This is a genomic window from Polaribacter sp. NJDZ03, from assembly GCF_019263805.1.
Lineage (GTDB): Bacteria > Bacteroidota > Bacteroidia > Flavobacteriales > Flavobacteriaceae > Polaribacter.
On record NZ_CP079195.1, the window covers coordinates 3,347,612 to 3,360,027 of the forward strand.

Annotated in this window: 11 protein-coding genes and 1 tRNA gene; 10 read left to right on the forward strand and 2 right to left on the reverse strand. The window is 29.4% G+C overall.

Annotated elements, in window-relative coordinates:
• Positions 1-112: 112 nt before the first annotated feature.
• Positions 113-185, reverse strand: a tRNA-Phe gene (locus KV700_RS14165).
• Between the two features lie 128 nt (positions 186-313).
• Between KV700_RS14165 and KV700_RS14170 the strand changes: the two genes are divergently transcribed.
• From KV700_RS14170 to KV700_RS14200, 7 genes are all read left to right on the forward strand, one after another.
• Positions 314-1,042 carry a type III pantothenate kinase gene (locus KV700_RS14170; RefSeq protein WP_218598261.1) on the forward strand — a complete coding sequence of 243 codons (729 nt, stop codon included), beginning with the start codon at positions 314-316 and terminating at the stop codon, positions 1,040-1,042.
• Positions 1,039-2,328: a hypothetical protein gene (locus KV700_RS14175; protein ID WP_166385736.1), complete on the forward strand. Its 1,290-nt coding sequence runs from the start codon at positions 1,039-1,041 to the stop codon at positions 2,326-2,328. The genes KV700_RS14170 and KV700_RS14175 overlap by 4 nt, the downstream gene beginning before the upstream one ends.
• 15 nt (positions 2,329-2,343) lie before the next feature.
• Positions 2,344-3,666: a lipopolysaccharide assembly protein LapB gene (locus tag KV700_RS14180; RefSeq protein ID WP_166385734.1), complete on the forward strand. Its 1,323-nt coding sequence runs from the start codon at positions 2,344-2,346 to the stop codon at positions 3,664-3,666.
• A 4-nt stretch (positions 3,667-3,670) separates the two neighbouring features.
• On the forward strand, positions 3,671-4,234 hold the full coding sequence (lptC, locus tag KV700_RS14185) for an LPS export ABC transporter periplasmic protein LptC (RefSeq protein ID WP_218598262.1): 564 nt from the start codon (positions 3,671-3,673) through the stop codon (positions 4,232-4,234).
• A gap of 1 nt (position 4,235) precedes the next feature.
• The gene (locus KV700_RS14190) at positions 4,236-4,433 is read left to right on the forward strand and encodes a hypothetical protein (protein ID WP_166385730.1); all 198 of its coding nucleotides are present in this window, start codon (positions 4,236-4,238) and stop codon (positions 4,431-4,433) included.
• 15 nt (positions 4,434-4,448) lie between these two features.
• Positions 4,449-5,714 carry a hemolysin family protein gene (locus KV700_RS14195; RefSeq protein ID WP_166385729.1) on the forward strand — a complete coding sequence of 422 codons (1,266 nt, stop codon included), beginning with the start codon at positions 4,449-4,451 and terminating at the stop codon, positions 5,712-5,714.
• A 122-nt stretch (positions 5,715-5,836) separates the two neighbouring features.
• A complete protein-coding gene (locus tag KV700_RS14200; protein WP_218598263.1) occupies positions 5,837-7,927 on the forward strand; it encodes a peptidylprolyl isomerase in 2,091 nt (696 codons plus the stop codon).
• Positions 7,928-8,251: 324 nt separating this feature from the next.
• Here KV700_RS14200 and rho read toward each other — a convergent pair whose 3' ends face one another.
• Positions 8,252-9,961: a transcription termination factor Rho gene (rho, locus tag KV700_RS14205; RefSeq protein ID WP_218598264.1), complete on the reverse strand. Its 1,710-nt coding sequence runs from the start codon at positions 9,959-9,961 to the stop codon at positions 8,252-8,254.
• 198 nt (positions 9,962-10,159) lie between these two features.
• Here rho and KV700_RS14210 point away from each other — a divergent pair, with 198 nt between their 5' ends.
• The 3 genes from KV700_RS14210 to KV700_RS14220 all read left to right on the forward strand — a co-directional run bounded on the left by KV700_RS14210 (position 10,160) and on the right by KV700_RS14220 (position 12,414).
• Entirely contained in the window at positions 10,160-10,591 is a 432-nt protein-coding gene (locus KV700_RS14210; RefSeq protein ID WP_218598265.1) for a DUF4293 domain-containing protein, read from the forward strand.
• 288 nt (positions 10,592-10,879) lie between these two features.
• The gene (locus KV700_RS14215; RefSeq protein ID WP_218598266.1) at positions 10,880-11,545 is read left to right on the forward strand and encodes a response regulator transcription factor; all 666 of its coding nucleotides are present in this window, start codon (positions 10,880-10,882) and stop codon (positions 11,543-11,545) included.
• A 173-nt stretch (positions 11,546-11,718) separates the two neighbouring features.
• Complete coding sequence (locus KV700_RS14220) at positions 11,719-12,414, forward strand: hypothetical protein (RefSeq protein ID WP_166385718.1); 696 nt, start codon at positions 11,719-11,721, stop codon at positions 12,412-12,414.
• Positions 12,415-12,416: the final 2 nt, after the last annotated feature.

Consider the following 12,416-nt stretch of genomic DNA (forward strand, 5'->3'; position numbering starts at 1 on the left):
GTTTGTTTAATTAATAGGGGTAGGGTGTTTCTGAATTTTAGAGTACACCTTTTTTTATTTAGTATTCGAAAAAGTAAAAACCCTATAAACAGAATGTTTATAGGGTTTTAAGTGGTACCTCCAGGAATCGAACCAGGGACACAAGGATTTTCAGTCCTTTGCTCTACCAACTGAGCTAAGGTACCATTACTTTAAAAGAAAGTTAGATTAATATCTTTCCCTTAGCGGTGGCAAATATACAACCTTTTTTAACATGTGCAAGCATTTTTTTAAAAAATGTATTGTATTTTTGATTTTTATAAATATTGTAAAGATGAATTTAATAATTGATGCAGGTAACACAAGAGTTAAAGCAGCTGTATTTGAGGGGGATACCATTTTAGAAGTGGTTTTTGTTGATCGAAAAAAAATTTTATCAGAAATAAAAAAAATTTTAAAAAAATATAAAATTACCTGTGCAATTTTGTCATCGGTAAGTTTTATATCAGAAAAAACGTTACTTAAGCTTCAAGATTTAATGCAATTGACGGTTTTGTCTTCTTCTACAAACGTTCCTTTTATCAATTTGTATAAAACACCAACAACCTTAGGAGTAGATAGAATTGCATTGGTGGTGGGGGCCGTAAATGAGTTTCCTGACAAAAACACACTAATTATTGATGCTGGGACTTGTATTACTTTCGATTTTGTGAATAGTAAATCGGAATATTTAGGTGGTGCAATATCTCCAGGAATAAAAATGAGGTTTGATTCTTTAAATCATTTTACAGCAAATTTACCATTACTAGAAAAAGATGAAGTAAACAGTTTTATTGGTCGCAATACTAAAGAGAGTATGAATTCTGGTGTTGTAAATGGAGTGGTTCAAGAAATTGAAGGTGTAATTAATCAATATAAAAAGAAATATATAGATTTAACAGTCGTTTTAACAGGAGGAGACACAAATTTCTTGTCAAAGCAATTAAAAAGTAGCATATTTGCCAAGAAAAATTTTCTTCTTAAAGGATTAAATAGAATATTGATATTTAATATAGACAAATGATTAAAAACATATTATTAGTTTTTATGCTAATAACCTCTTCAGCTATAACAGCTCAAAGAACAAGTTCATCACCATATTCTTTTTTTGGTATAGGAGATGAATTTAATCCTATTACAGTAGAACAAAGTGCAATGGGAGGTATAGGAGTTGCTTTTAGCCACTATAAATACTTAAACTTTACAAATCCTGCGGCGTACGCTAACTTAAGATATACAACCTATTCTTTTGGTTTATTAAATAATAAATTAACGGTAGAGAATGGTGGCGTAAAACAATCTTCTAACTCTACTAGTTTAAGTTATTTTGCATTGGCATTTCCTATAGGTAATAAAGCAGGTATGTCTTTTGGACTACAACCAGTATCTTCTGTAGGATACTCTTTATCTAATTCTATTTTAGACAACAATGGAACGATTTTAGAGCGAACGTCCTTTTCTGGAGAAGGAGGTGTAAGTAGAATTTACAGTAGTTTTGGTATAAAAGTATATAAAGAATTATCTTTAGGTATAGAAGTAGATTATAAATTTGGTAGTATAGATAATAGTATTATTAACGAAAAAGCAGGTGTTTCTTTAGCTACAAAATATAAAGAAGCGACTATTGTTAGAGGCGGATCGGTTGCATTAGGAGCACAATATAAAAAAGCGCTTAAAAATAAATTGGTTATAAGCGGAGGAGCTACTGTTAAAATGGGGAATGATTTAAAAGTTACTGGAGATGAATATTTAAACTCTCTTTCTTTTACTAGTTCTGGAGGAGAATTTGGAAGAGATACTCTTTCTCAATCTGAAATTAGCGGAAATTATAAATTGCCTTTAAAAGCAATTTTAGGAGCAGGAGTAGGGAAAGATGATAAATGGTATGTTGGTTTAGAGTATGAAAAACAAGATGCAATAGAAACTACAGGTTTTTTAAATACATCTAACAGTGCATATACTTATGGTGAGTCGAATAGAGTTTCTTTAGGTGGATTTTATATTCCTAAAATCAATTCAATTTCAAGTTACTGGGAGCGAGTTACTTATAGAGCTGGTGTCCGTTTAAAAAAGACAGGATTGTTAGTAGATGGATCTGATCCTTACACAAATTATACAGATGTAGACGACTTTGGCATATCTTTTGGTTTAGGTTTACCACTGAAGCAATTATCCTCAGTAAATATGGGGTTCGAATTTGGTCAAAGAGGTACCACTGCTAATAATTTAATTAAAGAAAATTATTTTAATTTTAGATTAAGTTTATCTTTGACAGATACTAATTGGTTTCAGAAAAGAAAAATAGATTAACAAAAAACTAACAAAATGAAGAAAATTACGTTTTTACTAGCTGCAATGTTGTTATTGGCATCAGCAAAAACAAATGCGCAAGATGATGCAAAAAGAGAATGTACTATTAAGTATAATCTTTTTAAAGGAGATTTCCAATCTAAAAAGTATGAAGAAGCTTATACAAACTGGATTTATTTAATGGATAACTGTAAAGATTTATCTGTAAATATTTACAAATTAGGTTCTACTTTGGCAGAAGATGTTAGAAAAGATCCTGTTCTAGCAAAAAGAGTTTACGAGCAAAGATTACAGTATTTTCCTAAAGACAATCCAGCAAAATTACATAGTGATTATGCTACTTATTTGTTAGATAATAAATTGGCTTCTGATGATGAAGTATTTGCTATTTTAGAAAAAGGATATAATATAGACCCTACTAAAATGGGTGTAAAAAACTTATATATTTATTTTCAAGGAGTTACAGATAGAAATAAAGATACAAATCCTCAAAAAGTATTTGATACTTATGATGATGTATTAGAGTCTGTAAGTTCTAAATTAGATGGATATGCAGCAAAATTAAAAGATCTTTCTAAAGATTCTGTAGCAAATAAAAGATTGATTCATGCATATTCTACAAACTCTAGAGCATTAGGTACTGTAGAAGGTGGTTTAGATAATATTATTTCTGAAATAGCAACTTGTGAAAGATTAATACCTATTTACAAAAGAGATTTTGAAGCAAATAAAGATGATGCTGTTTGGTTAAAAAGATCTGTATCTAGAATGTTTAACAAAGGATGTCAAGAAGATCCTTTATACCAAGAATTAGTAAGAGCGTATGCTCATGCGTCTCCATCACCAGAGGCATTCTCTTTCTTAGCGAGTGTTTTAGAAGATAATGGAGATAATGCTGGGGCAAATGAAATGAGAGAGAAATCTTTTAATTTAGAAACAGACCCATTAAAGAAAGCAAAGTATAAATTAAAATTTGCGCAAGCAGCTAAATCTAGAGGTCAATTAAGTAAAGCTAGAAGTTTAGCAAGAGAAGCTTTAAGCTTTAACCCTAACTATGGTAAAGCATATTTATTTATTGCAAGATTATACCAATCTAGTGTAAATAATTGTGGTGGAAATGAGTTTGAAAAGAGAATGGTATATGTTGCTGCATTAAACCAAGCACAAAGAGCTGCATCTGTAGATCCAAGTATTTCGTCTACTGCAAGTTCTTATATTAGAAGTTATAGAGGTAATGTACCAAGTTCTAAAGTTATTTTTACTGCAGGTGTTACACCTGGTAGTAGCTATACTATAAAATGTTGGATTGGTGAAACAGTAAGAGTACCTTCAAATTAATTTTTTGAAAAACATAAAAAACATATTTTATAAAAGCATTGCTGTACTATTTGTTACAGTAATGCTTTTTTCTTGCTCTAATAATACAAAAGAAGTGAGAGATTTTTTGGTGTCTAAAAACTTGCCAATCGGTATTGCCAAAAATGCATTTCATGTATATAAAGATTCTGGTAGAATTACATCAAAACTAATTACGCCTTTACTTTATGATTTTAGTAATAGAAAACAACATCCCTATAATGAATTTCCTGAAGGAATTGAAATTATAAATTTTGATGGAATAGATTCTGTAACGATTACAGGAAATTATGCATTATCATATTCAAATACTCAAATTTCTGAAATAAAGGGAAATGTAGTGGTCGTAAATCCTAAAGAAAACTCTAAATTAGAAACAGAACAATTATTTTGGGATCAAAACACTAAGTATTTTTTTTCAGAAAAACCATTTACTTTAACCACTTTAAAAGATACTATATATGGTGTTGGGTTTGAGTGTAAAGAAGATTTAAGTAAGCATTTAGCAAAGAAAACAACAGGTAAGTTAGTAACATCAGAAACAGAATAAAATGAATACAATTTGGAAGTTTTTTCAATATGGCTATTTAGTAGTCGCTTTAATATGTTTGGTAGAAGGTTTTCTTATTTGGGCAGAAGATAGACAGAAAGCTTATTTGTTTTTTGGTGCTTCTATTTTTATTACCTTAGTTTTTTTCTTTAAAAGACATTTTAGAAAAAAAGTAGAAACCAGAAATAACCAAAAATAGATTATAAATTTCTTAATGGAAATTGAAATTATCATAATATTAACCTCTATTATTCTTTCCGCTTTTTTTTCGGGAATGGAAATTGCATTTGTTTCTGCTAATAAGTTGCATATAGAATTAGAGAAGAAAAGAGAAGGCTTTATACCTAGTGTTCTTAATAAAATCACTCAAAAATCATCAAAATTTATTACTACCATGTTAGTTGGTAATAATATTTCTTTGGTAATTTATAGTTATTATATGGGAGGATTCTTAATTAGAATTCTACCTAAAAACACCTTTAACGAGTTTACTACACTACTTTTACAAACAATTATATCTACCATAGTAATACTAATTACAGCAGAATTTTTACCAAAAGCTATTTTTAGAATTTATGCAAATGAGGTTTTAAAATTATTTGCAGTACCTGCCTATTTTTTTTATGTTTTATTCCATTTTTTTTCTGAAATTATTTCTTTTATTTCAGATTTTTTTCTGCGTGTATTCTTTAAAACAGATGCAGAAGAACAACAAACAGAATTTAGTAAAGAAGAATTAGGGTATTATATTACAGAACAACTAGAAACTGGTAATAATGATGATGAAGTAGATTCTGAAATACAAATTTTTCAAAATGCACTCGATTTTCATAATGTAAAAGCAAGAGAGGTTATGGTTCCCAGAACCGAAATTGTTGCGGTTGAGTTACATGAAAAAGTAGCAAACTTAAAAAATATATTTATAGATTCTGGACTGTCTAAGGTGCTGGTTTATAAAACCTCTTTAGATGATGTAATAGGCTATATAAATGCTTTTGAATTATTTAAGAAACCCAAAACTATTAAATCTATTTTATTACCAGTAGAGATTGTGCCAGAGTCTATGATGATTAACAATATTTTAAACAGTTTAATGAAAAAGCGTAAAAGCGTAGCTGTTGTTGTTGATGAATATGGAGGTACTTCTGGTATGATAACTGTAGAAGATATTGTTGAAGAATTATTTGGTGAAATTGAAGATGAGCACGATACTCAAGAGTTTTTAGAGAAGAGAATATCTGAAACAGAATTTAACTTTTCTGCAAGATTAGAAGTAGATTATTTAAACGAAGAGTATAGTTTGAATATTCCTAAATCTGAAGCTTATGAAACTTTAGGAGGGTTTATTATAGAGCAAACAGAAAGTATTCCTATAGAAAATGAAGTTGTTGATATTGAAGATTTTGAAATTAAAATCTTAAAAATGAGTAGTGCTAAAATAGAAGAAGTCCGCTTAAAAATTGTAGATGAAGACGCCTAAAAGTTGTCTTTGTTTTTAGAACTATCTATAAGTCAATTTAGTTACTGCTAATAAGTATAAAATCGGTTGCAATATTAAAACCCAAATCGTATATTCGCAAACTGAAAATTAAATAAATTCGTATGGCAATTTTATCAAAAATTAGAGAACGTTCAATGTTCTTAATCATTATAATTGGTTTAGCACTTTTTGCTTTTGTATTAGATCCATCTACTTTAGGTGATTTTTTCAATTCAAGTAAAGTAAATCAAGTAGGTGAAGTAAATGGAGAGTCTATCTCTTTACAAGAGTTTACTGCAGAGTTAGAGGCATATAAGCAACAAGTAGGTAACGGAGTTACTGAAATGCAAGCATCTAAAAGTGTATGGGATAATATTGTTAGAAAAAAAATCTATCAAAATCAATTAGCACAAGCAGGTATTACTGTTGGTGAAGCAGATGTTTGGAACGAAGTAATTAATGCTCCTTCTGTTAAAGACAATCCTCAATTTCAAAATGAAGTAGGCTTTTTTGACGAAGTAAAGTTCAAACAATTTTTAGCAGACACAAAATTAAATAATCCAGAAATGTGGGGAGCTTGGTCTAACTACATGACTCAAATTAGAGATAATGGAGAGAGAAATACATATAATAATTTAGTTACTGCAGGTCTTGGTGCTTCTTTAAAAGAAGGAGAATCTCAATATTTTGCAGATAACACAAAACTAACTTCTCAGTTTGTATTTGTTCCTTATACTTCAATTGTAGATAGTTTAGTTACCGTTTCTAAAGGAGAAATAGAAGCGTACATTAAAGCACACTCTAATGATTTTAAAGTAGAAGAATCTAGAGATATTTCTTATGTGCAGTTTAATATTGCAGCAACTACGGAAGATGAAAATGCTATTAAAGCGAGTCTTTCTGAATTAATTGAAGATTTTAAAAATACATCTAATGAAAGCGTATTTTTAAGCGAAAATGATTCTGATACTAGTATTGATGATAGTTTTAAATTTCAAAGAGAGATTAATGCAACGGTAGCTTCAGAAATTTTTACAGGTGCTAAAGGAGATGTTTTTGGTCCTTATAAAGAACAAGGGTATTTTAAAATATCTAAAATTACAGACGTTACTAGTATGCCAGACTCTGCTAGAGCAAGTCATATTTTAATTCCTTTTTTAGGAGCTCAAAGAGCTGCTGCAGATATAACAAGAACGCAAGGTGAAGCTAAGATTTTAGCAGATAGTATTTTAAATGTTGTAAAAAGCAATAGAAATAAATTTGAAGACTTAGCTAAAACAATGTCTTCAGATCTTGGTTCTGGAGCAAAAGGAGGAGATTTAGATTGGTTTACTTATAATAGAATGACACCAGAATTTAGAGATTTTGTTTTTGAAGGCAATACAGGTGATATTGATGTTGTTGAAACTCCATTTGGGTTTCATATTATTAAGATAGATGGACAAAAGAACAAGCAAACAGCTTTAAAGTTAGCTACTTTAAGTAGACAAATTATAGCTTCTGAGGCTACGGAAAGTGCTGTTTTTCAAAAATCAGAACAATTTGCTTTAGCAACATCTAAAGATAAAAAGTTCTTTGATGTAGCAAAAGAAAATAATTATGTTGCAAGACCTGCTATTGGTTTAAAAGTTTTAGATGAAAATGTACCTGGTTTAGGTAACCAAAGACAAATTATTTCTTGGGCTTTTAGTAATGATACTAAACCTGGAGATTTTAAACGTTTTGATTTAGAAGGTAGTCATGTTGTTGCTTTTGTAACGGCTAAAACAGAAAAAGGATTAATGTCTGCTGCTAAAGCTACAAATAGTGTTAAACCTATTTTGATAAACCAAAAGAAAGCAAAATTAATTGGAGATAAATTTAACGGAAGTACTTTAGCAGATATTGCTAAGGATAACAATACAGACGTTAGAAATGCAAGCGGTATTAATTTAAAAAGTCCTACATTATCTGGTGCTGGTTCAGAACCTAAAGTTGTAGGAGCTATGTATAATGCAGAAATTAATAAAGTGTATAAAAACATAGAAGGTAATAGAGGTGTGTATGCTTTTGCAGTAACAAACAAAGAGTTACCAACTGCTTTACCAAACTATGAAACTACAAGAAAAAGTATTGCAGAGTCTATAAAAACTAAAACTTTTGCAATTTATGAGGCTATTAAAAATGCTTCTGATGTAGAAGATTATAGATCAAATTTATACACTAGTAACTAGTATAAGTTTATTTTAATAATAAAAAAATCCGTTCAAGTCTTTTGAACGGATTTTTTATGCTCTATATTTAGCTAATTAGATACTGTAAAAGAGTATTTAGATAGTCCTCCTTTTATTTAACTAATAGAAAGGGCAACTAAGTTTAGCTTTGATTGAAGCATTTGTTTAAGCTCTTTATTATTCTTTTTCTGAATAATAAAAGTGAGTGCCTTTCAACTACTCTCAAGATAAACTCCAAGTAGGAAATAGCTTCAAAATAAAAACCTTCTTGATTGCTCAAAAAGGTTTTGCAAAAAGTATTATTTAAAAGTATAAATGTTATTTCTAACCATTCATAGAGATTAAAAACTCATCATTATTTTTAGAGAATTTAATTTTATCATTGATAAATTCCATTGCTTCAATAGGGTTCATATCTGCAAGATATTTACGTAAAACCCACATTCTTTGCACAGTTTTAGCGTCTAATAATAAATCGTCTCGTCTTGTAGAAGATTTAATTAAATCGATAGCAGGATAAATACGTCTATTAGAAATATTTCTATCTAATTGAAGTTCCATGTTACCTGTTCCTTTAAATTCTTCGAAAATTACTTCGTCCATTTTAGAACCAGTTTCTGTAAGTGCCGTTGCAATAATAGTTAAAGAACCTCCATTTTCTATGTTTCTAGCTGCACCAAAGAAACGTTTTGGTTTGTGTAAAGCATTTGCATCGATACCACCAGAAAGTATTTTACCAGATGCTGGTGCAACGGTGTTGTAAGCTCTTGCCAAACGTGTAATAGAATCTAAAAGAATAACAACATCATGCCCACATTCTACCAAGCGTTTTGCTTTTTCTAAAACAATATTGGCCACTTTTACGTGTTTGTCTGCAGGTTCATCAAAAGTAGATGCAACAACTTCTCCACGTACATTACGTTTCATGTCTGTAACCTCTTCCGGACGCTCATCTATCAATAAAACAATTTGATAAACTTCTGGGTGATTTGCTGCAATTGCATTTGCCACATCCTTTAATAACATGGTTTTACCCGTTTTAGGTTGTGCTACAATCATACCTCTTTGTCCTTTTCCTAAAGGAGAAAATAAATCGATAATTCTTGTTGATAAAGAACTTCCTTTTTCTGCTAAATTGAATTTTTCTTGAGGAAATAACGGAGTTAAGTGTTCAAAAGAAACTCTGTCTCTAACTAAGTTAGGGTTTAAACCGTTTATTTTGGACACTCTAATTAATGGAAAATATTTTTCACCTTCTTTTGGTGGGCGTACATTACCTCTAACAGTATCTCCTGTTTTTAATCCAAATAATTTAATTTGAGATTGAGAAACATAAATATCATCTGGAGATGATAGGTAGTTGTAGTCAGAAGAACGTAAGAAACCATAACCATCTGGCATCATTTCTAAGACACCTTCACTTTCAATAATTCCATCAAATTCAAAATCTGGATCTTTATAACGATTTGTAGATTTATTACCGTTACTTCTATTAGAGTTGTTTTTGTCTCTAGTTTGGTTAGGGTTTTTCTTTGGTAGATTTGTTTTTGGCTGAGGCTTATTTGGTTGTGTTTTATTTTGAGTATTTGCAGGTTTTTGCTCCTGTTTATCTACTTTTTTAACAACTCTTTCTTTATTAACCTTTGGTTTCGTTTCTGTATCTGCTTCAACTTCTTTTAGTACAACTTCTTTCTTAACCGGTTTTCTAGGGTTAGGTTTACGTTGTACTGGTTTTTCTTGTTTTACCTTTTCTTCTGGTATTTCTAAAGTAGTTTGTTCTGCTTCAGTTTCGTTCGTTGCTGTTACAGAATCAGTGACCTTAGAAACTCTTTTTCTTTTAGGTTTCTCTGTTTTTGGTTTTACTTCAGTAACAGGAGAAGATGAAGTATCTACAGGGTTTGCTGCTTGTGTGTCTAATATTTGATACACTAAATCTAGTTTTTTAAGTTGACTCGTCTTAGATAGACCAATAGATTTTGCAATTACCTGTAAATCAGCAAGTGTTTTTGCTTTTAGTTCTGAGATTTCGAACATTCGTTATATGTTAAGTTAAATTGTAAACCTTATTTTAGATAAGATTAATTATAATTTTTTTAGAGTTTATATATTGTATATAGTACTACACAATATTTAATAGGTGGTTCTTAATATTACAAATATATACAAAATTTTTAAGTTTTAGGTTTTCTTTTTAAAAAATAAAGTTCTACTTTTGTAGTCTTATTTTTTAATATGATTCAAAGAATACAGAGTATATACTTATTATTAGCAACCGCAGTTTCTGGTGGGTTAATATTTGTATTTGATATTTGGAGTAGTATTAAAGAAGAATTTTTTGCTTTGGACTTATTTTCTAGAGATTCTATGCTTTTAAAAGTAATTCCTTTGTTATATTTGCTTTCCGCAATTGTATCTTTTGCAACTATTTTTTTGTTTAAAAATAGAAAGCTACAATTTGTAGTAGGGCGTTTAGTAATTTTGATCAATCTTTTTTTATTAGGATTATTGATTTATGTATCTCTAACTTTACCTGGAGAAGTTTCGATTTCGGAGAAAGGTATTGGGATGTTCTTACCAATTTTAGTTATTTTGCTTATTGTTTTGGCAAATAAAGCTATTAAAAAGGATGAAGATCTTGTGAAATCTGTAGATAGATTGCGATAAACCTTACATATTAGTATATTTAGTGCGAAAAAAAACCGAGAATTTATTTCTCGGTTTTTTGTTTTCTACATCTTTCTAAAATATAAATCTAATTTGAATGTTTAATTTGTATTTTTATTAACTTAAATAATAGAATCTTACGTAATTTAACTCCTTGTTAATCAATTAAATAAAACTTATGTCTCACTGTTTTCAGTGAGAAGCCTCACCGAAAACAGTGAGATGTAAATTTCACTGAAAATGGGTATTGTAGGTTTTTAAACTGTACTCTAAATTTGTAATATAATAATGAAAGAAAAAATATACGTTCACGTAGCAGATGATCACAAAATTTTAATTGAAGGTATCATCGCTGTAATAAATACTGATAAAGAGATTGAAATTAAAGGATATTCTTTAACAGGGCAAGAGGTAATTGATTGGTTTGATGATAAAGAAAACTCGGCAGATGTTTTAATATTAGATATTACAATGCCTATTTTAGATGGATTTGAGGTGTTAAAACACTTTAGAAAAAGAAAAATAGACCAAAAAGTTATTGTTTTATCTAGTTATGATGATCTTAAAATTGTTCAAGAAGTTTTGTCCCTTGGCTGTAATGGCTATATCTCTAAAAATAATGCTGGAGAACATATTGTAAATGCTATAAAAGCGGTTGCAAACGGCGAGCAATATTTTAGTGATGATATTCAGAAAATGTTATTAAAATCTTTATCCGGTCAAATGGTTCCTAAAGGAGACATGCCAGACAAATACTTGTTAGAAAGTTTAACGGAAAGAGAATTAGATGTTTTAAAATTAATTACAAAAGAGTATAGTACTATTGAGATGGCAGATTTAATGCATCTTAGTAGAAATACTATAGAAACATATAGAAAAAGTTTGTTAAAAAAATTAAAAGTAAAAAATGCAGTAGGCTTGGCAATGTATGCAGTAAAAAACAATATAGTATAGTTCTTATACCCCTAAAAAAGTAACGATTAAACTTTGATTTATTTATAAATCGATCCCCTAAAAAGTTTAATAGTTAGCCCTAAGAACACTAATTGTTGCATGCATTCTAGCTTACTATAAATATGAATAGTTAACCCTAATTAAATATAAAATTAATTACAACTCTCTCCCTTATGAAAAAAATTAACTTATTTGCAGCATTAGTTTCGTTAACATTTGTTTTAACTTCTTGCTCATTCAATGAAACAGTATTGCCAGAAGAACAATCTACCGATTTGTTAAAAACGCATACAATTAAAAGAGATATTAACGGAGCATATTCTTTAGATTATAGCTTAAATGGAAATGTAGAAACAGAAAACGTTGTTGATGAGGCTACTAATACAAATTATATCTATTTATACACATCAGAAAATAGTCTTAGTAATAAGGTTACTCAAGATTTTACTATTGATGGAAACCAACTTAAAATTGGTTTTGTAGATACTAATTCTAGTAAGAACCCACAAATTACTATTAAAGATCAAGATGCTACATTTGCTAGAACAGAAAATGAAGATATGTTATCTGAGTACAGTATTTCTGGAAACGAAGACGGAACTTATACTTTAAACTTTAGTGTAAGAAGTACAGTGAAAGTAGATTTTGTTTTTAATGAAGAATTAAAAATATATGAAGTTCATTTAGAAGAAGGAAAGTCTGAACAATCAGTTTTTTCTAAAACCTTTGAAAAAATAGAAGGTGAAACTCTAAAAATTGATTTCGTAAAATATGTTATTGATAATAATACTTCTGCTAGATCTAATAGTGAAGATGAAAAAGAATATAAGTACGTAAAAGAAAGAAGACCAGAAGTAATTATAATATAATA